Here is a 25,323-nt window from a genome sequence, read left to right as displayed (position 1 = left end):
ATAAGTATTTTGAAATTGAATTTCTGTTTAACCATAAAATATAAATAAGTCGGCCAGAAAGATTATACCCTTCGAGAAATCGACAGCATAGTTACTCAGGATCGAGTAAAAAATGTCAGAGGAACGAGTCGGGTGTGACGACCGGCGTGTCGGCGGCGTCGGTCGCGTTTAGAAGTCGTTGTCGACGAGTCGGAGTCCGCTCCCGCCGTCGACGTCGACAGCGTCGTAGCCACCGTAGGAGCTGGCCGTGACGTTCTCGATGGTCGCGTCGTCACCCTCGACGACGAGCGGGTAGTGCGTCGCCTCGTAGCGACCACCGGAGACGGTGATGTCGTCGCCGCGGATCACGACGCCGCGGCGGTAGTCAGGCCCGGAGTGTTCGACCGTGTTCGAGCGGAGCAGCGATCCGTCGCGGTCGCAGATGATGGTCTCGCGACCGCCGGTCGCACCGGAGCCGTCGCCGGTGACGGTCGTGTTCTTGATCACACAGGGTTCGTCGCCGGAGCGGAGTTCGATGGCCTGTCCAGTGGCGTCCAGGTCGACGGAACAGTCGTCGATCACCGTCCGACCGGCGTCCTCTTCGACCATGATGGCGGCGTTCACGTAGCCGTCCGTGACGTCGATGGTGGTCCCTTCGATCTTCGCGGAGTCGACGCCGGAGCGGACGGTGATCCCGTTGGCGGTGGGTTCCTCGAGGACGATCTCCGAGTTCTTCACGGCACAGCCGCTGCCGCCGTCGAGACGGATCGCCTGCTGGGCGGCGTCGTCGTTGCGTGCGCCGTCGACGGTGATGGTGGCACCGTCGATCATGCTTCGGTAGCCGTCGAGGCGGATGCTCGCCGTGTTGCTGTTCTCGAACTGGCCGCCTTTGACGACGACGGTGCCGTCCTTGCCAGAGTCGTAGAGCCCGTTATCGGGGAAGCCGCCGATGACGCAGTCGCGTACCCAGAGGGTCCCGTTGTGATACGGGCTGACGATGAAGCCGGTGGGGCCCCAGCGGACGACGGGGTCGCCGTCCTGCTCGGTGTTCTCCGTCCACGCGCCGCCGTCGGGCATCCGGACACGGTCCACCGCGGCGATGCTGTCTTCGTCGATGATGTCGACGAGCATCGGACCGTGGGTGCCGGCGTCGTGTTCGCCGACGAAGTCGACGTCGTGGATGTAACAGTCGTTGACCTGCGCCTGGATGGCTCGCACTCCCGTGTTCTCGGCGGTGAAGTCGAAGGTGAGATCGCCGATGTGGAGCCAGTCACCCGGTGCGTAGTCGGTTCCGAGCTTGAAGATGTGGTCCGCCCCGTCGAACTCGTCGGCGGGGGCCGGGACGATGGTGGCGTCCTCACCGTAGAGCCAGAGTTTCTCGAAGTCGGTGAACCGGATACCTTCGTCGACGTAGTACTCGCCGGGCGGGAAGTAGATCTTCCTGTTGTCGTCGAGAACGTCGTCGAGAATCGGAGTGATAGAGTCGCCACCGGTGTTGTCCGCGCCGGCGTCGACGATGTTGATCGTCTCGTAAGAGTCGTGACTTGCAGAGGCGCGACCGGAGAGGGCCGTCGCGCCGAGTGCCGCCGCCCCGACCGTGCCAAGGACGGAACGTCGACTGAACGTCTTGTCTGGGGTCTCAGGCATTTGCAATTTCTCCACAATCGGGTTTGCTGATAAGAGTTGTGAAACAGAACTAACAAACGGCCACAAGATACAAATGGGAAGGAAATACCTCTCTAGAATTAATAAATAAACAGATCGGGCCAAAAGAGTTCTATGTAAAGCTAGATGTCCGCCAGCTCCCGGAGCTTCCGCACTCCGGGAGCGCCGTCGACGAGCCAGAGGACGAACGCGACGAAGAACGGTCCGAAGTAGACGGCGAGCAGGCCGACCTGCTGGGTCGTCGACAGCGCGGTCAGGAACTCGCCGAGGTACTCGAGGACCCGTTCGAGTGCGACCTGCTGGTCGTCGTACGGCGGGAACGTCGCGACCGGCCAGAGAACGCGCATGAGTGCGAACTCCGTCCCGTAGCCGTAGAGCAACGCCGTCGCGACGTCGCCGAGGAGATGCGACCACCAACCGACGGTGAACGCCACGCCGACCTCCAGCCGGCGGAGTTGGGCCGCGGCCGCGACGGCGAGGAGACCGAGCGGGACGGCGACGAACACCGAGTGGGCGACCGAGACACCTTGCGGAAAGAGATGGAACACCCACGACAGCGGCTTGTCGACGAGATCCGGCAGTTGGGTCGCGACGAGCAGGGCGAAGACGGCCGCACCGCTCGGGGGTCTACCGCGCGTCAGCCGCGATCCGAGAGAGACGAGGACGTAGCCGAAGGCGGCGTGTCCCCACGGCCACATCTACACTGCCCCCGAAGACGACGGCGCGGCGAGCGCCTGTTGTCCGTTCGGGGAGGAGAGCCAGACGTGGACGACGCGGTAGGCGTTGTCACGGGAGGGGTCAGACGGCGGGTCGCCCTTGTAGACGAGGAACGCCAAGCGACTGTTGTCGCCGCCGGACTGCTCGACCTGATACGGCGTCCGTTCCGTCTGGCCGGCGGCGACGGCGGTGCTGAACGAGTCGACCCGCTCGGCGTTCGTCACCTGCCCGTTCTGCACCTGCTCGAGCTGGACGACGGTCGTGTAGCTCACGTCCTGGCCCTCCTGGTTCGTGATAGCGAGCTGGACGGTTCCACCGTTGCGGGCCGTTTCACCGACGTTCTCTGTAGTAACGTTGCCGTTCTGTTCGGTGACGAGGTACGTCTCGGTGAACTGATCCTGTGCAGGCGAGGCGAGACCGGCGACGCCGGCGCTCGCGGCGAGCACGAGGAGACTCGCGACGAACAGGAGACTGTACGTCCCACCTCCGAGCCCAGCGAACATCCCGCTCGGGAGGAGACTGCCGACCGTGAACCGCTCGTCGGCGGCGACGAATCCCCGGCGGACGGCCGCCAGTATGGAGAACAGCACCGTCAGGCCAGAGAGGATCGCGACGAGCGGCAGCGTGGCGATACCGAACGGCGTGAAGTGGAGCGCGTACGCCGTCATCGGGAGCACGACGAGGCTGAGCGCCAGTGCGAGCACCACCCGTTCGGTCGGACCGATGCGCCGGTAGCTCACACCGGTCGGATCGTCGAGTTCGGCCCGGTTGAGAGCGCGAACCGAGCGTGAACGCAACCGCGGCATCCCCTCGGGGTAGAGTGCCGAAACTATCGCGTACCCGGGAAGGAACAACACGATCGGGAGGAGTGCGAGGATACGGATCGGTCCCGACAGACCGACGTAGACCGCTCCCGCCGCCGCCAGCGCGGCGACGGTAGCGAGAAACAGGTCGGCTATCCACTCGTACACGGCTGTCATTGACGCTGGCTACTGGCTCCGCGACTAAAAAGCCCGAGTACCGTTCACGCCTAAACTCCCGAATTCTCCGTCATAGAGGGTGCCTAAGTCCGAATATCCCTCTCGTCGGTCGGCGCGGTTGCAACGTTTACGCGGGTCGTAGCGTCACACAGAAACCGACGGAAATGGCCCGTGACACCGCTTAGTCGACCGATAATAAAGCCACTCTCTCTTCTCTACTCTGGTGATGCGACGACTGGGCCACAAGGGCGCTCCGACAGTCACGCCGGTCGACAGATCGGACGGGACGCACGTCCGTCGGAGCGAACAGACGGAGGGAGCCAGATGAGTATTCCGATCGCCGACCCCGAGGTGGGGGACGCCGAACTGAAGGGAGTCGTCGACGTCCTCGAGTCCGGCCAGCTCGCCGCGGGCGACGCCGTCGAGGAGTTCGAGGACCGCTTCGCCGACTACTGTGACGCGGAGCACGCCGTCGCCACGACGAACGGCACAACCGCGCTACACGCGGCGCTGACCGCGGCGGGCGTCGAACGCGGGGACACCGTCGTTACGACGCCGTTCTCGTTCGTCGCGACGGCGAACACGATCAGATTCGCGGGCGCGGAGCCCGCCTTCGCCGACGTCGACCCCGAGACGTTCAACCTTGACCCGCACGCGGTCGAAGAGCTGATCCGCGAGCGCGACGGCGACGTCGACGCCATCATGCCGGTCCACCTCTACGGCCTGTCGGCCGAGATGGACCACCTGCGCGAGATCGCCGCCGAGTACGACGTCCCGCTCGTCGAGGACGCCGCGCAGGCACACGGCGCAGACTACCACGACGAGACCGCCGGCTCGATGGGCGACGTCGCCTGCTTCTCGTTCTACCCGACCAAGAACATGACGACCGGCGAGGGCGGGATGATCACGACGAACGACGAGGACGTCGCCGACGCCGCTCGGCGCTTCATCAACCACGGTCGGAGTCAGTCCGGCTACGAGCACGTCGAGGTCGGCCACAACTTCCGGATGACGAACCTCTGTGCCGCCATCGGCGTCGCACAGATGGACCGCATCCGCGAGTTCAACGAGGCCCGCCGCGAACACGCGGCGTTCCTCACCGACGGGCTCGAGGACATCGCAGCCGTCACCCCGACGGAGCCGGAGGGGCTGCGCCACGTCTACCACCAGTACACGATCCGGGTGGGCAACCGCGAGGAACTCGTCGACCAACTCGACGACCACGGTGTCGGCAGCGGCGTCTACTACCCGAACCCGATCCACGAACTCGAGGCGTACGACGACTACTCGGGTCCGACCGACCTCGACGTCGCCGAGACCGTCGCCGAACAGGCGCTCTCGCTGCCGGTCCACCCGAACCTGACGCAGGAAGACCTCGAGACCATCGTCGACGTGATGCACGAGGTCGACGTCGAACCGGTCGACGAACTCGCCCGCAGAGAGGAGGTAACCCATGTCTAACTCAGAGACAGTCAAAGCCGGAGTAATCGGCGTCGGCAGTATGGGACAGAACCACGTCCGGATCTATCAGGATCTGCCGGGCGTCGAACTGGTCGGCGTCTACGACGCCGCGATGGAGCGCGCCGAGGAGGTCGCCGGCGACTTCGACACGCGAGCGCTCACGATGGACGAGCTGCTCGAGGAGGCCGACGCAGTCTCCATCGCCGTCCCGACGCAGTACCACTTCGACGCCGCCCGCGAGTGTATCGACGCCGGCGTCAACGTGCTCGTCGAGAAGCCGTTCGTCGAGGACCCCAAGAAGGGCCAGACGCTCATCGACTTCGCCGAGAAGCGCGACGTCGTGCTACAGGTCGGTCACGTCGAGCGGTTCAACCCGGCCGTACGGACGCTGATGGACCTCGTCGACGACCTCGACGTCATCGCGGTGACGGCCGAACGACTCGGCCCGCCGCTGAACCGCGAGATCGACGACAGCGCCGTGATGGATCTGATGATCCACGACATCGACATCGTGCTCGCCATCGTCGGCGAGGAGGTCAGCTCGGTCAACGCCGTCGGCACGCAGAAGGGAGCGTACGGTGCCGCCAACCTCCAGTTCGACGACGGGACGGTCGCCGAGCTGACCGCGAGTCGTATCACTCAGGAGAAGGTCCGGCAGCTCACCATCTCGGCGGCCGAGGCGCGCGTGAAAGTCGACTACATCGACCAGAGCATCGAGATCCACCGCCAGTCGGCGCCCGAGTACGTCGAGGACGGCGACGTCCGCTACCGCCACGAGAACGTCGTCGAGAAGCTCACCGTCGACCAGGGCGAACCCCTGAAGAAGGAGCTCGCCGCCTTCACCGACGCGGTCCGCACCGGCTCCGAGCCGGTCGTCACCGGCGCTGACGGCCTCCGCGCACTCGAGGTCACCCGCGAACTCGACGAGCTCGCGGCGGACGAGCCGGCGACGCGGACCGAACACTCGCCGGTCACGCAGGACGACTGACCCCTCAGATCGGCCCAGTCTACTTTTCGTGACGGCTGTTTTCGAAGTAATCTCCCCCAACTACACCGTCGCCGACGGACTGAGACAGCGACGTGTCGATACTGTCAGTTCGCGGTGTTGGCGAACGGCGTTCGGGGTTAGTACACAGACAAGACCGCCTTAACCGGGCGTTTTGTCCGTTCTCAGTATCTCTGATCTCAGTGAACAGTCTATCTCATTTACACCATCGGGAGCGGAAGTCGGGGTATGGAACAGAAACGGCGTACGTTCCTCTGGTCCCTCTCGGCTGCCGCGGCGGGGCTGGCTGGATGTATCGGACAGTCCACCGAACCGGCACAGACGCCGACGGAGACGGGATCCCCCTCTCACACGCCGACCGACACCGAGACGACGACACCGGAGAGCCAGTTCGTCCACAGCGGCGACACCATCCCCCCGTGGCCGACGGAGACGCCCGGCACCCTCCCGTTGGTCGCCGGTCCGAGCGTCGAGGCCGACAACCCCGTGTTGACCGCCGCCGACGTGACCGACTACGGTGACGTCGACTACGTCGCCGACCCGTTCATGTTCGTCGAGGAAGGCGAGTGGCACATGTTCTTCGAGATCGTCAACCACGACCGACGACCGGACGCTCCTATCGGTCACGCCACTAGCGACGACGGGCTGGAGTGGGAGTACGACCAGGTCGTCCTCCAGAAGGACGAACACACCTCGTTCCCGCTGATCTGGAAGTACGACGGCGAGTACTACATGTGTCCGCCGACGGGAAAGCGAGTCGAACTGTGGAAGGCCGAGGAGTTCCCCACCGAGTGGTCGAAGGTCGGCAACGCCATCGACGTCGACTACTACTCGCACGACCCGGTGTTCTTCCGCTACGACGGCCGTTGGTGGCTCGCGACCGACAAGGACAACGACAAGGTGATGCTCTATCACTCGACGGAGCTCGAGGCGACCGACTGGACGCCCCACGAGAACAACCCCGTAGTGACGGGACGTCGGGAGGCGGCCCGACAGGGCGGTCGCCCGCTCGTCGTCGACGACGAGATCTACTTCTTCTTCCAGGATCTCGAGGACCAGTACGGCGACAAGACCCGTGCCTACCGCGTGACCGACCTCACGACGAGCAGCTACGCCGACGAGGAGGTCGCCTCCTCGCCGGTGCTCTCGGAGTTCGGCGTCGGCTGGAACGCGACGACGATGCACACGTTCGACCCGTGGTCGCTGGGCGACGGGAAGGGGTGGCGGTGTGCGGTCGACGGGACGGCGTCGACGGAGGACTACAGCATCGGTATCTACGACGTCCCCACCGTCGACCCGACGCACGCCCCGAAGAATCTCGTCGACGAGTACGGCGCGACCGCGTGGTACGACTTCAGCCACGGCCTCGACGGCGTCGTCTTCGACCGCTGCGGGTCGCATCACGGGACGATCCGCGGGACGTCGGCGACGAGGGACACGACGCTGGGTGCGGGCCGGGTGTTCGCCGGGACCGACGAGGACCGCGTGCTCGTCCCCCACGAGTTTCCCGAGCTGCTCAAGAGTCGCTCGTTCACGCTCCTGCTCTCGGTCGCGCCGGGCGACGGTGAGGACGCCCGCGTGCTCGACTACGGCAAGCGGAGCAAGACGCGGGGGATGCGAGTCGACGTCCGCGACGGCGAGTGGGCGGTGACCGTCGACAGCGGCGGAACCGAGAGCACCGTCAGGGGTGGCGACGCGACGACGCCGACGACGCTCGCGATCGTCCGTGACGGCGGGTACACGGTGTACGCCGACGGGGAGATGCTGGAGTCGATCGACAGCGTCGGCACGTTCCACTTCAACAACTCCTACACCGTGTTCGGCGGGGCGATGACCGGTGGGGAGAACTTCACGGGGTCGGTCCACGGCTACTGGCTGCTCGACGACGTGCTCACCGCCGACGAACTCGGGGCGTTCGCGGAGACAGTACACGAGTAGTCGACGAGTGGGCGGACGCCTCGTCGACAAGGAAACAGCTAACAGCACGGACCTCACCGTTGTTCTCGAAGCAGACGGAACGGGCACAACGGCTTGCGGAGTTGCTGCAGCGAGAGATCGGAGACGAGCTCCGGGCGGTCGTCTACTACTCGACCGACACGGAACTGTTTCAGGACTCGGGGACGTACGAACTCGTCTACCTGCGGGGCGACGAGACGGTTCCGACAGAGCAGACCGAGCTGAAGACGGTGATGGAGGCAACGGGAATGGAGTCGCTCGGACGCACCATCCGTCACCAACACGGGGACCACGACACGCTGAACTTCGTGGTGAAGAACTACGACACGGTCACGGAGACGTTCTTCTTCCTCAGCGCGTGTGAGGGCGTCGCGGTGTCGCTGGAGCCGTCGGTGTTCATCTCGAAGAACCCCCTCATGGACGACTGTCTGGCCGCACTGGTGCTCTGAGCACAGTCTCTCGCGTGGGATGTCAACGAGAGTCACTCAGAGGGAGGAAATCCGGTTTTCAGTGACGATTATGACCCTAACGCACGCCTAAGCGCGGCCTTACTCCGCCCATAATAAAACGCCTTTGAGGACACAGAGACGGTGAGAGCAACCTAGAGATGACCCGCAAACTCCTCATCGGGCTGGCACTCCTCGGCATCACCCTGGCGGCGCTCGGCATCGCCGCCCGGAGGGTCGCTGCGCCAGCGGACGACGACACGGACACCGCCACCGACGACCGAATCGACTTCGAGACGGCCACCGCCAGCGTGGAGGGTTGAGATGGGCTGGTACCACGCCGGCGACTGCTGCGAGATCGACGACGGCGCGACGGTCGGCTACATGCACGGCGACGACGTGTCGCCGACGACGCTGGGCGACCGAGCGCGCATCCGGGAAGGGACGATCGTCTACGCCGACGTCGACGTCGGCGACGACTTCGTCACCGGCCACAACGCCCTCGTCCGCGAGAACACCACCATCGGCGACGAGGTCGTCGTCGGCACCGAGACGGTCATCGACGGGACCTGTGAAATCGGCTCGAACGTCAGCCTGCAGACGGGCGTCTACATCCCGACGCACACCACCGTCGGCTCGAACGTCTTCATCGGGCCGAAGGCGACGCTGACGAACGACCCCTACCCGGTCCGACAGGACGTCGAGATGCAGGGACCGACCATCGAGGACGGCGTCTCAATCGGTGCGAACGCGACGATCCTCCCCGGTGTCACCATCGGTGAGGGTGCGTTCGTCGCCGCCGGGTCGACAGTGACAGAGGACGTACCGCCGGAGACGCTCGCAGTCGGCTCCCCCGCAGAACACCGCTCCCTCCCCGACGAACTCGACACGGAGAACGAACTCGCATGAGTGAGGCAGTCAACACAGGGACCCCCCTGTACGGCAGTGAGGCATCGGCGGACGACCAACAGACGGCGTTCACGAACGGCGAAGTTCCCGTGGCAGTCTACGGCCTCGGCAAGATGGGCCTGCCGCTGGCGAGCGTCTACGCCGAGGTGACGGGCAACGTCACCGGCGCGGACGTCGACCCCGACGTGGTCGCCGGGCTCAACGCCGGCGAGAACCACATCGCGGGCGAACCGGGGCTGGACGAACTCGTCGACGATCTCGTCTCTCGCGACGCCTTCCGCGCGGTTGCCGACCCGAAAGAGGCGGCCACCGACGCCCGCGTCCACGTCGTCATCGTCCCGACGCTCATCGACGACAACGGCGCACCCGACCTCTCTATCGTCGAGTCGGTGATGCGCGACATCGCCAGCGGACTCGAGGAGGGTGACATGGTCATCGCCGAGTCGACGCTGCCGCCGCGCTCCTGCGTCGACCGCCTGCTTCCCATCCTCGAAGACGAGTCCGGACTCGAACTGGGCGAGTTCGGCCTCGCGTTCTGCCCGGAGCGGACCTCCAGCGGGCGGGCGCTGGAAGACATCCGCGGTGCCTACCCGAAGATCGTCGGCGGCGCCGACGAGGAGAGCACGCGGGTCGCAGAACTCATCTACGGTCATCTCAACACCAACGAGATCATCACCGTCTCCGACACGACGACCGCAGAGGCGGTCAAGGTGTTCGAGGGCGTCTACCGCGACGTCAACATCGGGCTGGCCAACGAACTGGCACAGCACACTGAGGCGTTCGACATCGACGTGACGGAGGCCATCGAAGCGGCCAACACCCAGCCGTTCTGTGAGATTCACGCACCGGGTGCGGGCGTCGGCGGCCACTGTATCCCGTACTACCCGCGGTTCATCATGAAGGAGTTCGACACGGAGACGCCCGTCATGCGGGCCGCCCGCGACACGAACGACGAGATGCCGCTCTACACCGCCGACCACGCCGTCGACGGCCTGCACGCCGAGGGCGTCGACCCCGCCGAGTCGACGGCGCTGGTACTCGGACTCACGTACCGACCCGGCGTCGACGAGATCCGCGCGACCCCCGCGCTGCCGCTCGTCGAGCGACTGGTCGAGGAGGGCGTCGACGTCGACGCGGTCGACCCCGTCAACACCCACACCGAGCCGTTCGAGGCGGCCGGCGCGAACCTGGTCGACCTCGACGGTGTCGCCGAGACGTACGACGCGGTCGTGCTCGTGACGCCGCAGGAGGCGTTCGACGACCTCGATCTCACGAGTCTCGCACCGCAGGACGGACGGCTGGTCGTCGTGGACGGCCGTCAGTCGCTGACCGAACTGCGTGGCCACGACGCGGTCCACTACCGAGGAGTTGGTGTCAATGTCTGAAGCAACAACGGAAGCACGCGACACGAGAGCCGAGAACAAGAGAATCTGTGTGGTTGGCCAGGGCTACGTCGGCCTGCCGCTGGCGGTCGCCTTCGACGAAGAGGGCCACGACGTCACCGGGTTCGACATCGACGAGGACAAGATCGCCGCGCTCGACGACGGGGTCGACACGACCGAGGGCGACCTCGGCGACGACACCATCGTCGAGAGCGACGTCGAGTTCACGACCGACGCCGCGAAGATCGCGGAGGCCGACTACGCCATCATTACGGTGCCGACGCCGGTCGACGAGATGAACAACCCGAACCTCGACTTCATCAAGGCCGCCGCCCGCACGGTCGGGAAGAATCTGACCGAGGACACGACGGTCGTGCTCGAATCGACCGTCTATCCCGGCGTCACCCGCGACGTGCTCGGGCCGATTCTGGCCGAGGAGTCGGGACTCACGCTCGACGAAGAGTTCTACCTCGGCTACTCGCCGGAGCGACTCGCACCGGGGACCGAACGGACGCTCCAGGAGGTCGTGAAGATCGTCAGCGGGTCGACCGACGAGGTGCTCGCCGACCTCGCGGAGCTGTACGGCTCCGTCGTCGACGCGGGTATCCACGAGGCGCCCAACCTCGAAACAGCCGAGGCGGCGAAGGTGACCGAGAACGTCCAGCGCGACCTCAACATCGCGCTGATGAACGAGCTCTCGATCATCTGTGACCACCTCGACATCGACACCAACGACGTGCTCGAGGCGGCGGGGACGAAGTGGAACTTCCACGACTACCACCCCGGTCTCGTCGGCGGCCACTGCATCCCGGTGGACCCGAACTACCTCGCACACGGCTCCGAGCGGAAAGGGTACCAGCCGAAGCTCATCTTGCAGGCCCGCGAGGTCAACGAGTACATGCCGAAGCACACCGCCGAGTTGACGCTGAAGGCGCTCAACGACCAGAAGAAGGTGCTCTCCGACGCCCGCCTGCTCGTACTCGGCCTCGCCTACAAGCCGAACGTCGGCGACATCCGCACCTCCGAGGTGCGCGGCGTCATCAGCGAACTGCAGGAGTACGGCGTCGAACTCGTCGGCTACGACCCGCGAGCGGACGACGAGGCCAGCGCGGAGTACTTCGGTATCGAGATGACCGACGAGATAGCGTTCGACGGCTACGACGGGGTCATCCTCGCGACGCCGCACGACGAGTTCGCCGACCTCGACGCCGATGCGATGGCCGCCGACCTCAACGACGCGCCGGTGCTCATCGACGTCGAGAACACGATGAACGAAGACGAGGTGACGGCCGCCGGCTTCGTCTACGACAACCTGTAAGCCGACCGTGATTCAGGAGGACCCTACGATGATTCAGGACGCACGCACGTCGACGCAGGCTGGGGACGCGACAGCTGGAGGCGACCGATGAAGTACGTCATCACCATCCAGCATCCGGCACACGTCCACTTCTTCAAACACGCCATCGGGGAGTTGGAGGACGAGGGTCACGAGGTGTACGTGTTCGCCCGCGACAAGGAGGTCGCCGTCGACCTGCTGGACGCCTACGACATCGACCACGAGGTGCTGCTCGACGGGCAGGGCAGCGGCGTGCTCGGCGGCGTCGGCGGGATGGCGACCTCGCAGCTGCAGTACGAGTACAAACTGCTGAAGCGGGCCCGCGAGATTCAGCCGGACGTGATGGCCGCAATCGGCGGCACCGCGGTGGCGCACGTCGCCGCGCTCGTCGGCGCGCGCAGCGTCGTCTTCACCGACACCGAGCACGCCCCGGCGAACAAGATCACGTTCCCCGTCGCCGACGAGGTGTGGACGCCCGAGTGCTTCCACGACGACGCCGGGAGCAGTCAGCGGGAGTACGCCGGCTACCACGAACTGGCCTACCTCCACCCCGATCGGTTCGACCCGGACCCGAGCGTGCTGGAGGAGCTCGGGGTCGACCCCGAGGAGAAGTTGGTCGTGCTCCGACTCGTCTCGTGGGACGCCTCCCACGACGTCGGCGAGGCCGGCTTCGACGACATCGGCGACGTGGTCGAGCAGTTGGAGGCGACGGGCGCGCAGGTGATCATCACGTCGGAGGCGTCCCTCCCCGAGGAGTTGGAGGACCGCCGCGCCACCGTCGCACCGCACCGTATCCACCACGTGCTGGCGTACGCCGACCTGTTCGTCGGCGAGGGGGCGACGATGGCCGTCGAGAGCGCGGTGCTGGGCACACCCGCCGTCTACGTCAACACGCTGCGGATGGGGTACACCGACGAGATCGAGGCCCGCTACGGGCTGCTCTACAACTGTCAGGGGGCGTACCGCCACGCCAACGCGCTCGAGACGGCCGTCGACGTCCTCGACGGCGAGGAGGGCGACGACTGGGACGTCCGTCGCGAGCGACTCCTCGACGAGAAGGGCGATACGACCGAGACGGTGCTGGACGCACTCCGGCAATGAGTCCGGAATCGGAGCCGACGGCGACAGCCGACGAGGAGACCGACGGCGTCGACCTCCGCGTCCTGCAGCTGACGACGTCCGAGCGGTCGTTCTTCCGGAAGCAGGTCGAGGTGCTGGAGGAGCGCGGCGTCGAATGCGTGACGGTCGTCGTCCCGCGTGCGGGCGAGGGTCGCGGGCCGCGGGAGTATCTCGCCTTCTACCTGCAGACGCTCGGCCGGAGTTTGGAGGAGTTCGACCTCGTCCACGCCAACTACGGGCTGACCGCGCCGATGGCGCTGGCACAACCGGTGCGTCCGATCGTCCTCTCACTGTGGGGGTCGGACGTGCTGGGTCCGTCGTGGCTCGCGACGCTCAGCGAGCTCTGTGGCGAGCGGTTCGACGCCGTCGTCTCGCCATCAAAACCGCTGTCCGAGGAGCTGTCGGTGCCGCACCACCGCATCCCGTATGGGGTCGACACCGACCTGTTCCGCCCCATCGACCGGACGGAGGCACGCGAGCGCGTCGGCTGGCCAGTTGGGGAGAAGATCGCGCTGTTCCCCTACGACACCGAGCGGCCGGTGAAGGACTACGCGCGCGCCGAGCGCGTGGCCGACGAAGCCGGCGTCGACCTCCGGACGGTGTCGGGCGTCGACTACGAGGAGATGCCGTACTACTTCAACGCGGCCGACGCGTTGCTAGTCACCTCCGAGTACGAGAGCGGGCCGATGGTCGTCCGCGAGGCGGCCGCCTGTAACGTCCCCGTCGTCTCGACGTCCGTCGGGTTCGCCCCCGATGTGCTCGACGACGTGACGAACTCGGTCGTCGCCGACGACGACGCCGCGTTGGCCGCCGGACTGGCCGACGTCGTCGCTGGCGACGCCCGGTCGGACGGACGCGAGATGGTCGACGGGTTGTCCCTCGAGGAGATGGGCGACCGACTGCTCGACGTCTACCGATCTGTCGTATAAACCCCTGTGAGGCGCTGTCGGTGACGAGACGGCCGGATTCAACGTGTTTTGGGATCTGGAGGCCGTCCCCGGTTACCTCGGTTCGAGCGACTCTCGTCGATACTAAACTGTTTGGGAGAGACGTTGATGGAGAAAACGTCCGTCTACTGAAACGAGAACAGCGATGAGCACGGCACAGACAGTCGAGGTCGAGATGGAGCATCGAGACGAGATCACGACCGACGACGAACCGGCGGTCGCCGACCTCTCGAAGGACGACCTGTTTCACATCCTGCAGAACCAGCGTCGTCGCCGCGTGCTGAAGTACCTCCAGGCGACCGACAAGGAGCGCGTCGACATGCGCGACGTCGCCGAACAGGTGGCCGCGTGGGAGCACGACACGACCCTCCGGCAGCTCACCTCCGACGAACGCCAGCGCGTCTACATCGCGCTCTACCAGAGTCACCTGCCGAAGCTCGACGAGAAGGGAATCGTCGAATACAACCAGAGCCGCGGCGTCGTCGAACGAACCGCCCTCGCAGATCGGTTCGATCACTATCTGAACGGCGGTTCCCAGGAGGATACCGCGAGTGACTCGGGCGAGGCAGACGCCGCCACCTCGGCAGCGTCCGTCGTCGAACCGACGGCCGACTCGACGCGCTACTACGGCAGTGCGACGGCGATCGGCGTCGCACTCACCGCCGCGTCTTGGGTCGGCGTCGCGCCGACGGCGCTGTCGAGCTCTCTCGCGACGTTCATCACCGGGATGTTCTTGTTCGTCACGGTGGGCCTCGCCTACCGGAACCGTAACTGAGCCGCCGTCGACGGACTGTACTCGCTGCGACGACAGACCTATCTAGTATCCGAGATGTCGAGTTCGCTGGAGAGCCACAGCGACGGCGGTGGAGCGACCACTGGTCAATCGACGCCGACGTGTCGGCTACGGTGGATCGGGGACGGCGTTCCGTCGCCCGGATCGAGCGGAGCCAGTACAACTGTTGTTACGGCACACGAATCGTGCTACTGTCCGGTTACGTAGACTCACCAGCGAGATAACAAAGAGGCGTCGTCGGGAGCTGGGAGACGAGCCACGAGTACACACCAGTCCGGTGCCCAGAGTGCGTGCGGCCGATGTGGCGCGTTCGCCACCCCACAGTTCGCGCGGGTGTTCGGGAACAACGACGACGAGGTCTACGGCTGTCAGCGGACCCGCGACCTGCGCGAGGCGACTCAGCTCCAGACAGAACACAAACGCGTCACCTGGCCGGCGTCGCCGCCGTCGGTGAACCGCCTGTTTCCGACTCGCGAGAGCGACGCTTCGTCGACTCACGACCGGCGACGTTCGCACCACGCCAGTATCGAGGCGGATATCGGTCCGCGGACCGCCCCGTGGGCCGCGTCGCCGGAGCGGTGACCGCCGATCGACGAGTAAGTTATTGTTATCTTAGCAACAGATTCGGGCGATCGACGAGTTCTCCAGGCGTCCGGACCCAGACAGCGGGTGTGCCGAATTCGGCTGTTCGAGGCCGTTTACCCCTGTCCTAAGCGCGATACGGCCCGAAATTCGGTGTATGAGCGGGTAGTCGCAACGGGGGCTGTTGTCGACGGTTGCACCCTCATCGGCACCTAAACGCGACGGCGAAAATCGGCGTATGGAGGGCTCAGACTGTTAGCCCACGTATAATAATGGGCCTTTCAGCCAAAGCAGCAGTCACAGAGCCGCGTCATCTCCTGCACTGGGAGACTGCGCGGGAGGAGACACACACAACATGAACCGACCGGGCACGTTCGACCGGAACCACGGTGGTTGGACCGCGCAGAAAACTGACCGAAACAGCACAAAGGGAGCCCACTGATGTGTGGGATCATCGCGTGCGTCGGCTCGGACGACGCAGTCGGCGAGCTGCTCACCGGTCTCGAGAACCTGGAGTATCGCGGCTACGACTCGGCGGGGATCGCCGTCCAGAACGGCAGCGGGATCGCCGTCCGGAAGAAGGCCGGCAAGATCAGCGACCTGAAGGATACCATCGCGAGCGACGTGCCGAACGGGAGCGTCGGCATCGGCCACACCCGCTGGAGTACCCACGGACCGCCGACCGACGACAACGCTCACCCGCACACGAGTCACACCGACGAAGTCGTCGTCGTCCACAACGGCATCGTCGAGAACTACGAGTCCATCCGCCGGCAGTTGGAAGCCGAGGGCTACGAGTTCCAGAGCGAGACCGACACGGAGGTAATCCCTCATCTCGTCGAACACCACCTCGACCGCGGAATGGACGTGGAGGAAGCGTTCAAGACCGCCGTCGACGAACTCGACGGGAGCTACGCGGTCGCGCTGATGGTCGACGGCGAGGACAAAGTGTACGCCGCGCGGCAGGACTCGCCGCTCGTCGTCGGCGTCGACGACGACCGCTTCTATCTCGCGAGCGACGTCCCCGCGTTCCTCGACTTCACCGACGAGGTCATGTACATCCAGAACGGCGACTTCGCGGAGGTCACACCCGAGAACCTCGTGCTGACCGACCGCGAGGGGAACGTCGTCGAGCGCGACGTCGAGGAGGTCGAGTGGAACGCAGAGGAGACCGGCAAGGGGAAGTACGATCACTACATGCTCAAGGAGATCAACGAGCAGGCCGACTCCCTCTCGAACACGCTCGGTGGCCGCATCACCGACGACGGCGACGTCGATCTCGAGGAGTTCCCGCGGGGGACGTTCGACGACGTCGACCACGTGGAGTTCATCGCGTGCGGGACCTCCTACCACGCCGCGCTCTACGGGGCACAACAGCTCCAGCGGACGGGAATCCGCGCGACGGCGACCATCGCCAGCGAGTACGACACGGCGACGGTGACGGAGGACACGCTCACTATCGCAGTCACGCAGAGCGGTGAGACCGCAGACACCATCTCGGCGCTCCGCGCCGCACAGGACGCCGGCGCCGAGACCGTCGCGGTGACGAACGTCGTCGGGTCGAGCGCCGCTCGCGAGGCCGACCACGCCCTGTACATCCGCGCCGGTCCCGAGATTGGCGTCGCCGCGACCAAGACGTTCTCCTCGCAGGTCGCGACGCTGACGCTGCTCGCACACCGACTCTCCCAGGACCTCGAGCAGGGGACGGCGCGGGAGGACAACGAGGAGTTCTTCGCAGAACTCCAGAACCTCCCCGAGTACATCGACGAGGTGCTGGAGACGTCGACGGCCGAAGCGGTCGGCGAGAAGTATCTCGACAAGAACTCGTACTTCTTCATCGGTCGCGACAACGAGTACCCCGTCGCACTCGAGGGCGCACTGAAGTTCAAGGAGATCACCTACGAGCACGCAGAAGGGTTCGCCTCGGGTGAGCTGAAGCACGGGCCGCTCGCGCTCGTGACGCCGAAGTCGGTCGTGTTCTCGATGTTCACGGGCGAAAACGGCGAGAAGACGCGGAAGAACGCCGAGGAGGCGCACACCCGCGGCGCCGACATCGTCGCCGTCACCGACGACGCCGACAGCGTCCACGAGTTCGCCGACACGGTGCTCCACATTCCGGAGACACACCCCGACATCGCTGGGCTCCTCGCGAACGTCCAGCTCCAGCTCGTCTCCTACTACACCGCCGACCTGCTCGACCGCGAGATCGACAAGCCACGGAACCTCGCGAAGAGCGTAACGGTGGAATAGCGCATCGACACACCTCTCGTGACATCATCGACGATGCAGAACGAACTGTTCGGCGTCTTCGGAGAGCGAGCCGACTTCGAGCGCTTCTGTAACCCGGCACGCTTCAACGCGGTCGTCGAGACCGAGCAGGTGACCATCGGTGTCCGCGATCTGGGCTACGGACTCCCAGGTCGAACCGTCGCGCACGACGGCGAGGCGGGGACCTGCGTCATCTGGGGCGAGGTCGTCTCGGAGACCGGCGTCTCGCCGGCCAAGGAGCTGTTGGCACGCTACGCCGAAGTCGGCGACGACGCGTTCGACGTCCTGAACGGTTCGTATCTCGCCTACGTGGAACACGGCGGCGACGCCCAACTCGTCACCGACGCGATCCGCTCGTGGGAGTGTTACTTCACCGACGCACCGGGGGTTCGTGTGTTCGGGACCGACGCGGCGAACGTCGCACAGGCGGTGCCGAACGCGTCGCTCGACAGACAGGCACTCACCGAGGTGACTCACTTCGGGGTCGCCTTCGACGAGGCGACGGTGTTCGACGAACTTCACCGAGTGCCGTTCGACGGCTATCTCACCCCCGAGGCGACGGGCGAGCTGTCGCGGTTCGTCTACGACCCACAGCCCCCGGAGACGTTCGACTACGCGGCGGAGTTGGCCGAGCGACTGGAGCGGGCCATCCAGCGACGGATCGACCTACCCGGACGGAAGGGGATGCTCCTCAGCGCCGGCTACGACTCGCGTGCGATCCTCTCGCAGCACCCGAATCTCGACGTCGGTTACACGCTCGGGACGCCCGACTCCGACGAGGTGACGGTCGCGGAGCGACTCGCCGAACAGTACGGTATCGACCACGAGACGCTGGAGGTGACCGAGCGATATCTCGACGTCCGCCCGGAGGTCATCCAGTACTCACAGGGGATCCGCGAGTCGCTGCACATCCACCACCGCGGCAACAACGACGAGATCGAGGTCGACACCATCTACCACGGGATGCTGTTCGACACGCTGTTCCGGGGGTTCTTCCTCCCGGGCAAGGGACTCGAACTGTTCGACCGTACCTTCCCGCTGCAGGGGTTGGAACCGGAACCGGACGTCTCACAGCACTTCGCCGAGAAACTGGGATTTCTCGGCGACGACACGCTCCCCGACTGCGGGGGGCTCGACAGTCGCTCGGCGGACGAGTTCGCCCGCAACGTCATCGAACCCCGCTACGAGGCGTGTTTCGACCGCGCGGACGACCCGCACAACGCGATGGATCTGCTCGGCGTCAAACAGAAGCCGACGCTTCCGTTCCGCGGCCACCTCGCGGACCACTACGTCGAGAGCTTCGTCGCCGTCGACCGCGAACTGCTCGACTGGCACCTGAAGACGCCGCCGGAACGCCGCAACACCGAGACGTTCCTGCAGGCGCTCCGGCGGCTCGACCCCGACATCCTGCGCCACCAGCCGCCGGACAGACCGCACCACTCGTTCCGGATGAACCAGATCGAGAAGTTCCTCCGCGAGAAACTCCCCGTCGTCCGGTCCTTCGAGAACCCGTGGCCGGACCGCAAGGAGCTCTACGAGCGGAACAACCTCGATCAGAAACTGTTCCCCGGCTACGAGGAGGTCCACAGCCTGCCGCCGCGAGTGAAGCTCCGGATGAACGATCTGACGACGTGGATCGAGTTCGCGACGGGCGAGTCGCGCTGCACACCGGACCAACTACTGCGCCCACCGTCCACCTCGACGTGAGACAGATTCGACTTCCCGTCCCCGAACGCACCACTACGACTCACTTCTGACTCGACTCCATGACAACCACACCAGCAGACCGACTCAACCTCGTCGACGTCGACCTCGACGACGGTGACAGCATCGACGACTCGCCCGAGCGCCGACTGTTCTTCGCCGGCGACTGTATCTACCGGGACAACCTCGCCGACGACCCCATCGGCGACGACCTCCGCGAGCGCATCGCGGCGGCCGACCACGCGCTCGTCAATCTGGAGGCACCGATCCCCGGCGACGGCGACCCGATCGCGAAGTCGGGACCGGCGAAGGCGTCGGACCCGGCCGCACCACAGCTCCTCGCCGATACAGGCTTCGACGTCGCCTGTCTCGCCAACAACCACATCATGGACCACGGCGAGGGCGGGTTGACCGCGACGCTGGACGCCTGTAACGACGCCGGTCTGCAGACCGTCGGCGCGGGCGAGAGCCAGCAGGCAGCGCTCGACCCGCTCGAACTCTCTCTCGAAAACACCTCCGTCGCAGTGGTGAACGTCTGCGAACGGGAGTTCGGCGTCGCCGAACGCGACACGCCGGGGACGGCGTGGGCCTCCCACCGCAGCACCGAGCGTCGGATCGCCGAGGCGAACGCCGACACCGACGTCGTGGTCGTCGTCGCCCACGGCGGCGTGGAGTTCACCCCGCTGCCGCCTCAGCAGCGACAGGCGCAGCTCCGTGGGTTCGTCGACGCCGGCGCGGACGCCGTCGTCGGCCACCACCCCCACGTCGCACAGGGGTGGGAGGAGTACGACGGCAGCCCCGTCTACTACAGTCTCGGCAACTTCCTGTTCGACCAGTCGAACCGCCCGAACACGAAGTGGGGACTCTGCGTCGAACTGACGCTCCGCGGCGACACGATCACCGGCGTCGATCTGCTCCCGACGGAACTGGTCGACGGCGTCGTCGACGTGATGGGTCGCGACCGCGACGTCGACGATCATCTCGATTACCTGCACCGCGTCTCGGAGATCACGGCCGACCGCGAACGCCTACACGCCTACTGGCAGGAGATCGCCGTCCGCCTGTTCGAACAGCGGTACAGCAACTGGCTCCGTGCCGGCACCGCCTCCGGGCCGCTCCAACTGCTCAAGGACCCGAAGGCGGCGCTCGGCGACGACGTGTGGGGCGCCGAGGAGCGACGGACCGAACTGCTGACGCTCCTGAACGTCGTCCGCAACGAGTCCCACCGCGACGCCATCGAGACGGCGCTCGCCGTGCAGACCGGCGACGTCCGGGACCGCCGGACGCCGGAGATCCGTCGCGACGTCCGCGAGCTGTTCGCCTGGACCGAGGACCAACAGCTGTACGACCTGCCGTCGTCGAGACAGCGGACGGTGAAGGCGGTGCTCGGGCAGTTTCGGTAGTCGGTGAGAGTTTTGCGGTGTCCGACGACGTTCTCGGAGGTTGTCAGCAGGAGGCGTGATGGATATAGAACACCGAAGAGCACGTGTTTACTAAGCCTCATACAGATACTACAGAACCACCCACCACCACTTCCAGTGCCGCCAGTGTCCTTTTCCCAATATATTCTTTTTGGCTACACTCCCACCCCACATTTCCAGTGCTTCGCCTCGAACACATCCAGTTATTCTCTTCTCTCTAGAATCTACATTAGAATAGTATTGGTATAGGAAATTGTACTGATTCGAAAGACAGCAGTATACCACCCTACTGCAGTTTGACTCTCCGTAATATCGTCTGGGTTCTCATCATCTTTTCACTCTATTTTAAGTCTCAATCCGATTCTCCGTCGGGTATCGTTACACACTTTTGTCCAAAGACACTGGAACTCTGGGGTGAGAGTCTATTATAAAGGACCCCAGACATTGGAGGCACTGGAACAGTCGGTTTCCCAGACTTATGCTACCCGACTGAGAGACGCCGAACAATAGCTAATCTCGACTTCGTGCGGGACGACTCAATCTACCGCAACCGCGACGCTCTCCTCGACGACTACACCCCGGAAACCCTCGTCGGTCGCGACGACGAGCTTCAACAGTACCACTCTGCACTCCAACCCGCCATCTCTGGGGAGCAACCGAACAATATCTTCCTCTACGGTAAGGCTGGCGTCGGCAAAACCGCCGCCACTCGTTTTCTGCTCAACAGGCTGCAAAGTGACGCCGAACAGTATGACGATCTCCGCGTGAACTCTCAACTCGTCAACTGTGACGGTACAGACTCTTCGTATCAGGTAGCGGTCAATCTCGTCAACCGTCTTCGCCCCATCGAAGACCAGATCAGCGAATCCGGCTACTCTCGTTCACAAGTATACCACCTGATGTGGAACGAGTTCGATCAACTGAACGGAATCGTCCTCGTCGTCCTCGACGAAGTCGACCATCTCGAAGACGGTTCAATTCTTTATCAGCTCTCTCGTGCTCGGGAGAACCAACATTTGGAAAAAGCCGGGTTACCGTCATCGGCATCTCGAACGATCTCTCCTACCGCAAACGCCTCTCGCCCAAAGTTCGCTCCAGCCTCTGTGAACGCAGCATCTCATTTTCTACGTACAACGCCCAAGAACTACAAGAAGTATTGAGTCAGCGCCGCAACGTTGCATTCAAACCCGACACCGTCAGCGACGCTGTCATCAGACTGTGCGCTGCCTACGGCGCTCGCGAAAGCGGTGATGCCCGAAAATCCCTCGACCTCCTACTGAAAGCCGGTGACGTCGCCCGCGACCAGAGCGCCGAGCAGGAGCTATTCGAGTTCTCCACTGTGCGAATTCATCTGAAATCCGGGGAGAGGGTGTCGGACCGCTCGATACACTCCCACGAGACAGAATCGAGAGTGTCGACAATTCGGAGTGCTCGACAGTCACGTCGAGACCTGCTCCGACAGAGACGCGGATCCGACTACGAGTCGTCCTCGTCGAACGGCGACTCGGCGCTCTGCGGCACGCGGTCGGCCAGCGTCACGAGGTTCTCGCGGCCGATGGTGATCTTTCGGATCTTCCCCTCGTCTTCCATCCTGGAGAGCAACCGACTGACCTTCGACTTCGACCACTCCGTCGAGTTGTTGATCTCGCTCTGCCGGAGTCGACCGTCGGCCTCGTAGAGCAGTTTCAACACCTCGTCCTCGTCGGTGAGCGGGTCCGAGAGGTCGAACGGGAGTTCGTCGTCCGCCGCCTCCGCGTCGGTCGTTTCCATCGAGCCGTCGCCGGCAGCGGGGGCGGTGGAGGTGGTAGATTCGGCGGAGCCGACGGACGCAGGAGACGTCGAGGTCGTCGACGACCCGTCGCTCGTCGAGACGTCCGAACCGTTGGTAGCCGCGTCGGTGGCACTCAGGGTCGCCACGCGGGAGACGACGTCGCGCTCGGCGACCCAGGTGCGGACGTCGTCGGGACCGAACACGCGGAGGAACCCCACGAGCCCGACGACGAGGAAGCCGAGCCCGGCGAGGAGTACGAGGGGCGTGGTCGGGTCGGTCGGGTCGGTGCCGAGACGGACCTCCGTGGAGTCAGAGAGAAAGTCGCCGTCGGTGTCGGCCTTCGAGGCGTTCGTCCCGTGTTTGACTTCCTCGGTGTCGTCGAGACCGTCTTCGTCGCTGTCGGCCTCGTCGTTGGGGACCGTCCCCTGCACTACCTCGCGGTCGTCGCGGAGGCCGTCGCCGTCCGTGTCCGGGTCGGTCGGATCGGTTCCGTGCTGTTGCACCTCCTTGCCGTCGGGAAGACCGTCACCGTCCGTGTCGGTCTCCTTCGGGTCGGTTTCGAATTCGTTTATCTCCTCTCCGTCGGTGAGTCCATCGCCGTCCGTGTCCGGGTTCGTCGGGTCGGTCCCGATCTGTAGCTCTCGGCTGTCCAGAAGACCGTCACCGTCGCTGTCGTTGTCGGTCGGGTCGGTTTCGTACTCTCGTATCTCGGGACCGTCTTGTAGGCCGTCGCCGTCGGTGTCGGTTCCGTTCATCTCGGACCCGTATCGAACCTCCACCCGATTCTCCAGACCGTCGTCGTCGAAGTCGCCGTCTTTCGTGATGACGTAGACGGAGACCGAACGGTTGACCGTCGCGCTGCTGCTGTTGAACGACTCGGATGCAGAGACGTTCAGTTGCGTCTCTCCGGCGAGTTCGGTGTCGGAAACGTTCTGGACCGTGAACGACACCGACGTGGTCGTTCCCTCCTCGACCGACTGGGACTGACACGAGAGCCGCTCCGATCCGTTTTCGCTCTGTGCCTCGAGACAGAACTGATAGACACCGTCGGTGTCGGTGGCGAACGACGTGTTGACCGAGAACGGTTCGGACTGCCAGAGATACGTCTCGTTTGCGTCCGTCTGGACGACGGCGTCGCCCTCGACGGTGACCGCGCCGAGTTGGGCGGTGGCGGCAGCGACGGGGGCCGCAACGAGGCTGACAATGAGGACTAACGCGGCGAGTACCGCGGCGCGTGTACGGATGTGCATGGGTCGGGTCGGGACGGAACGGCTTGTCCGCTCTTCGTGTTCACAGAATTATGTCCTCACACGTAGAGTTCACGGTTATGACCAGCGGATCGTGCGCGAACCTACTAAATCGGGGAGCGTGACGCCGATATCGTTACCGAACTGACTGTGACAGCGAACGGGGAAGTCTGAGTGTCAGGAACGAACAGAGACACAGAACCACGCCAGCCACCGCGAGGTCCGGGATGCCGGCGAACACCGACACGTCGAGTGCGGTGAGCGCCGACAGCAGCGCCGCGACCGCGACGCCGCCGATCGCCATCCACTCCGAGGCGCCAGACTGCCGGCCCTCCCGTGCCGGCGTCGACTCGTCGTCGGCCTCCGACTCCTCCTCCTCTGTCAAGTCGTGGGTGTCGAGGTACGGATCGAGCTGGTTCGCCAACGGCGTCCGCTCGACGAAGCCACGCTGCTGGTTGTACTCGATGATCCCCTCGTCGTCGAGCTTCGGCAGGTGACACTGGTAGAGCGAGATGTACGCTCGCTGACGCTGGTTTGACGTGAGTTGCTGGACGGTCGTGTCGTGCTCCCACGCGGCGACCTGCTCGGCGACGTCGCGCATGTCCACGACGCCCTCGGTCCCTTGCAAGTACCGGAGGGCGTATCGTCGCCGCTGGTTCTGTAGGATGTGGAACAGTTTGTCCTTCGAGAGCGGTTCGAACTGCGCCACGTCGCCGCTTGCCTCGGCGGACGTGGGGGATGCACGGGTCGACTGCGTTGCGTTCATCGCTGGTCAAGCGGAATAACGGATTGATAATAAACCGGACCGACACTCCCGACTGTTGCACACAGTTGCAACGGCTGATTTCTGGCGTCTGAGCGTCCGACGCGCGTCCGACGAAATCGGTTTCGAACTGTTTAAACAGGTCGTACACCGTTCGTGACGGCCAGATTCACAAGATAAGTGAAATGTTCTGAGACGTGGTCACACACGTCGTGTGAACGAATCACTCCGTGGACGTAGACGTGTCATCTGACACACTCGTCGACGTCGCCGTGGTGGATTCTGCGGTCGACGTGTCATTCGTTGTACCTGACGTCGGCGTCTCGGTCGACGTAGAGGTCGCGGTCGACGTCGGTGTCGACGTGGAGGTCGTGGTCGACGTCGACGTTTCGGTTGACGTCTGAGTCGACGTCGATGTCTCGGTTCGCGTCGCCGTCTCAGTCGGGGTAGCGGTCGGCGTCGAAGAGTTCGTCGGCGTCGGTGACTGAGTTGGACTCTCTGTCGGTGAGTCTGTCGGAGAGTTCGTCGGCGTCGGTGACTGAGTTGGACTCTCTGTCGGCGAGTCCGTCGGCGAGTCTGTCGGCGAGTCTGTCGGCGAGTCCGTCGGCGAGTCTGTCGGCGAGTCTGTCGGCGAGTCCGTCGGCGAGTCTGTCGGCGAGTCCGTCGGCGAGTCCGTCGACGATCCGTCGTCGGTACTGCCGCCGTCACCACCGTTGGTGCTGTCGTCGTCGGTGTTGCTACCGCCGTCGTCAGTACCGTCTGCGTTTCCGTCGTCGCCGTCGTTCTCGCCGTCGCTGTCGTCGTCACTCCCGAACAGACCGCCGTCGCCGAACAGACCGCCGCCGCCGTCGTCGGTCTCGGTCTCCGTCTC

General features: G+C 64.7%; 20 protein-coding genes and 3 pseudogenes. 17 read left to right on the top strand and 6 right to left on the bottom strand.

All coding sequences use genetic code 11. The features are described from left to right. Positions 1–168 precede the first annotated feature (168 nt). From BSG17_RS22110 to BSG17_RS22100, 3 genes are all read right to left on the bottom strand, one after another. A complete protein-coding gene (locus BSG17_RS22110) occupies positions 169–1,626 on the bottom strand; it encodes a pectate lyase family protein (RefSeq protein ID WP_089827563.1) in 1,458 nt (485 codons plus the stop codon). A 140-nt stretch (positions 1,627–1,766) separates the two neighbouring features. Beyond that, on the bottom strand, positions 1,767–2,342 hold the full coding sequence (locus tag BSG17_RS22105; RefSeq protein WP_089827562.1) for a metal-dependent hydrolase: 576 nt from the start codon (positions 2,340–2,342) through the stop codon (positions 1,767–1,769). After that, complete coding sequence (locus BSG17_RS22100; RefSeq protein WP_089827561.1) at positions 2,343–3,341, bottom strand: DUF1616 domain-containing protein; 999 nt, start codon at positions 3,339–3,341, stop codon at positions 2,343–2,345. A gap of 324 nt (positions 3,342–3,665) precedes the next feature. On the opposite strand from BSG17_RS22100, the gene BSG17_RS22095 reads away from it, so the two are divergent. From BSG17_RS22095 to BSG17_RS28770, 17 genes and pseudogenes are all read left to right on the top strand, one after another. Further along, positions 3,666–4,802, top strand: coding sequence for a DegT/DnrJ/EryC1/StrS family aminotransferase (locus BSG17_RS22095; RefSeq protein WP_089827560.1), 1,137 nt, complete (start codon positions 3,666–3,668; stop codon positions 4,800–4,802). Beyond that, entirely contained in the window at positions 4,795–5,790 is a 996-nt protein-coding gene (locus tag BSG17_RS22090; RefSeq protein WP_089827559.1) for a Gfo/Idh/MocA family protein, read from the top strand. Before BSG17_RS22095 ends, BSG17_RS22090 begins: the two co-directional genes overlap by 8 nt. A gap of 246 nt (positions 5,791–6,036) precedes the next feature. Continuing rightward, positions 6,037–7,746, top strand: coding sequence for a glucosamine inositolphosphorylceramide transferase family protein (locus BSG17_RS22085; RefSeq protein WP_089827558.1), 1,710 nt, complete (start codon positions 6,037–6,039; stop codon positions 7,744–7,746). A 59-nt stretch (positions 7,747–7,805) separates the two neighbouring features. Continuing rightward, entirely contained in the window at positions 7,806–8,213 is a 408-nt protein-coding gene (locus BSG17_RS22080) for a DUF7522 family protein (protein ID WP_089827557.1), read from the top strand. Between the two features lie 158 nt (positions 8,214–8,371). Continuing rightward, positions 8,372–8,533, top strand: coding sequence for a hypothetical protein (locus BSG17_RS27310; protein ID WP_170864915.1), 162 nt, complete (start codon positions 8,372–8,374; stop codon positions 8,531–8,533). A gap of 1 nt (position 8,534) precedes the next feature. Then, on the top strand, positions 8,535–9,119 hold the full coding sequence (locus tag BSG17_RS22075) for an acyltransferase (protein WP_089827556.1): 585 nt from the start codon (positions 8,535–8,537) through the stop codon (positions 9,117–9,119). Next, complete coding sequence (locus BSG17_RS22070) at positions 9,116–10,504, top strand: nucleotide sugar dehydrogenase (RefSeq protein WP_089827555.1); 1,389 nt, start codon at positions 9,116–9,118, stop codon at positions 10,502–10,504. Before BSG17_RS22075 ends, BSG17_RS22070 begins: the two co-directional genes overlap by 4 nt. Continuing rightward, positions 10,497–11,819: a nucleotide sugar dehydrogenase gene (locus tag BSG17_RS22065; protein WP_211609281.1), complete on the top strand. Its 1,323-nt coding sequence runs from the start codon at positions 10,497–10,499 to the stop codon at positions 11,817–11,819. The genes BSG17_RS22070 and BSG17_RS22065 overlap by 8 nt, the downstream gene beginning before the upstream one ends. Before the next feature lie 87 nt (positions 11,820–11,906). Continuing rightward, a complete protein-coding gene (locus tag BSG17_RS22060) occupies positions 11,907–12,938 on the top strand; it encodes a DUF354 domain-containing protein (protein WP_089827553.1) in 1,032 nt (343 codons plus the stop codon). Further along, positions 12,935–13,885 carry a glycosyltransferase gene (locus BSG17_RS22055; protein ID WP_089827552.1) on the top strand — a complete coding sequence of 317 codons (951 nt, stop codon included), beginning with the start codon at positions 12,935–12,937 and terminating at the stop codon, positions 13,883–13,885. Before BSG17_RS22060 ends, BSG17_RS22055 begins: the two co-directional genes overlap by 4 nt. Positions 13,886–14,048: 163 nt before the next feature. Next, a complete protein-coding gene (locus tag BSG17_RS22050) occupies positions 14,049–14,678 on the top strand; it encodes a DUF7344 domain-containing protein (RefSeq protein ID WP_394327981.1) in 630 nt (209 codons plus the stop codon). Positions 14,679–14,993: 315 nt separating this feature from the next. Further along, positions 14,994–15,278: pseudogene (locus tag BSG17_RS22045) on the top strand (DUF7563 family protein); the annotation flags it as partial. Positions 15,279–15,719: 441 nt separating this feature from the next. Continuing rightward, entirely contained in the window at positions 15,720–17,528 is a 1,809-nt protein-coding gene (gene glmS / locus BSG17_RS22040; protein WP_089827550.1) for a glutamine--fructose-6-phosphate transaminase (isomerizing), read from the top strand. Between the two features lie 33 nt (positions 17,529–17,561). After that, positions 17,562–19,253, top strand: coding sequence for an asparagine synthase-related protein (locus tag BSG17_RS22035; RefSeq protein ID WP_089827549.1), 1,692 nt, complete (start codon positions 17,562–17,564; stop codon positions 19,251–19,253). Between the two features lie 59 nt (positions 19,254–19,312). Next, on the top strand, positions 19,313–20,653 hold the full coding sequence (locus tag BSG17_RS22030; protein ID WP_089827548.1) for a CapA family protein: 1,341 nt from the start codon (positions 19,313–19,315) through the stop codon (positions 20,651–20,653). A gap of 542 nt (positions 20,654–21,195) precedes the next feature. After that, positions 21,196–21,831 carry an AAA family ATPase gene (locus tag BSG17_RS28065; RefSeq protein WP_244531666.1) on the top strand — a complete coding sequence of 212 codons (636 nt, stop codon included), beginning with the start codon at positions 21,196–21,198 and terminating at the stop codon, positions 21,829–21,831. Then, positions 21,828–21,926 (top strand): annotated as a pseudogene (locus BSG17_RS28770) (hypothetical protein); the annotation flags it as partial. The gene BSG17_RS28065 and the pseudogene BSG17_RS28770, both read left to right, overlap by 4 nt. A 221-nt stretch (positions 21,927–22,147) precedes the next feature. Here the strand turns inward: BSG17_RS28770 and BSG17_RS28060 are convergent. The 3 genes and pseudogenes from BSG17_RS28060 to BSG17_RS27305 form a co-directional block, all read right to left on the bottom strand. Further along, on the bottom strand, positions 22,148–23,692 hold the full coding sequence (locus BSG17_RS28060) for a helix-turn-helix transcriptional regulator (RefSeq protein WP_089827547.1): 1,545 nt from the start codon (positions 23,690–23,692) through the stop codon (positions 22,148–22,150). Positions 23,693–23,825: 133 nt separating this feature from the next. After that, complete coding sequence (locus tag BSG17_RS22015) at positions 23,826–24,455, bottom strand: DUF7344 domain-containing protein (RefSeq protein WP_089827546.1); 630 nt, start codon at positions 24,453–24,455, stop codon at positions 23,826–23,828. Positions 24,456–24,675: 220 nt separating this feature from the next. Then, positions 24,676–25,323 (bottom strand): annotated as a pseudogene (locus BSG17_RS27305) (hypothetical protein); the annotation flags it as partial.

Source organism: Halogranum amylolyticum, from assembly GCF_900110465.1.
Classification (GTDB): Archaea; Halobacteriota; Halobacteria; order Halobacteriales; family Haloferacaceae; genus Halogranum; species Halogranum amylolyticum.
The sequence above is the reverse complement of the archived record's forward strand: the minus strand, read 5'-3'. Positions and strand labels throughout refer to the sequence as shown.

Excerpts from the sequence above, each read along its gene's own strand:
- BSG17_RS22105 (WP_089827562.1), bottom strand. The coding sequence starts at position 2,342 with ATGTGGCCGTGGGGACACGCCGCCTTCGGCTACGTCCTCGTCTCTCTC.
- glmS (WP_089827550.1), top strand. The coding sequence starts at position 15,720 with ATGTGTGGGATCATCGCGTGCGTCGGCTCGGACGACGCAGTCGGCGAG.
- BSG17_RS22055 (WP_089827552.1), top strand. The coding sequence starts at position 12,935 with ATGAGTCCGGAATCGGAGCCGACGGCGACAGCCGACGAGGAGACCGAC.
- BSG17_RS22060 (WP_089827553.1), top strand. The coding sequence starts at position 11,907 with ATGAAGTACGTCATCACCATCCAGCATCCGGCACACGTCCACTTCTTC.
- BSG17_RS28060 (WP_089827547.1), bottom strand. The coding sequence starts at position 23,692 with ATGCACATCCGTACACGCGCCGCGGTACTCGCCGCGTTAGTCCTCATT.
- BSG17_RS22030 (WP_089827548.1), top strand. The coding sequence starts at position 19,313 with ATGACAACCACACCAGCAGACCGACTCAACCTCGTCGACGTCGACCTC.
- BSG17_RS22100 (WP_089827561.1), bottom strand. The coding sequence starts at position 3,341 with ATGACAGCCGTGTACGAGTGGATAGCCGACCTGTTTCTCGCTACCGTC.
- BSG17_RS22090 (WP_089827559.1), top strand. The coding sequence starts at position 4,795 with ATGTCTAACTCAGAGACAGTCAAAGCCGGAGTAATCGGCGTCGGCAGT.
- BSG17_RS22050 (WP_394327981.1), top strand. The coding sequence starts at position 14,049 with ATGAGCACGGCACAGACAGTCGAGGTCGAGATGGAGCATCGAGACGAG.
- BSG17_RS22110 (WP_089827563.1), bottom strand. The coding sequence starts at position 1,626 with ATGCCTGAGACCCCAGACAAGACGTTCAGTCGACGTTCCGTCCTTGGC.
- BSG17_RS22075 (WP_089827556.1), top strand. The coding sequence starts at position 8,535 with ATGGGCTGGTACCACGCCGGCGACTGCTGCGAGATCGACGACGGCGCG.
- BSG17_RS22070 (WP_089827555.1), top strand. The coding sequence starts at position 9,116 with ATGAGTGAGGCAGTCAACACAGGGACCCCCCTGTACGGCAGTGAGGCA.
- BSG17_RS27310 (WP_170864915.1), top strand. The coding sequence starts at position 8,372 with ATGACCCGCAAACTCCTCATCGGGCTGGCACTCCTCGGCATCACCCTG.
- BSG17_RS22015 (WP_089827546.1), bottom strand. The coding sequence starts at position 24,455 with ATGAACGCAACGCAGTCGACCCGTGCATCCCCCACGTCCGCCGAGGCA.
- BSG17_RS22035 (WP_089827549.1), top strand. The coding sequence starts at position 17,562 with ATGCAGAACGAACTGTTCGGCGTCTTCGGAGAGCGAGCCGACTTCGAG.
- BSG17_RS22085 (WP_089827558.1), top strand. The coding sequence starts at position 6,037 with ATGGAACAGAAACGGCGTACGTTCCTCTGGTCCCTCTCGGCTGCCGCG.
- BSG17_RS22065 (WP_211609281.1), top strand. The coding sequence starts at position 10,497 with ATGTCTGAAGCAACAACGGAAGCACGCGACACGAGAGCCGAGAACAAG.
- BSG17_RS22095 (WP_089827560.1), top strand. The coding sequence starts at position 3,666 with ATGAGTATTCCGATCGCCGACCCCGAGGTGGGGGACGCCGAACTGAAG.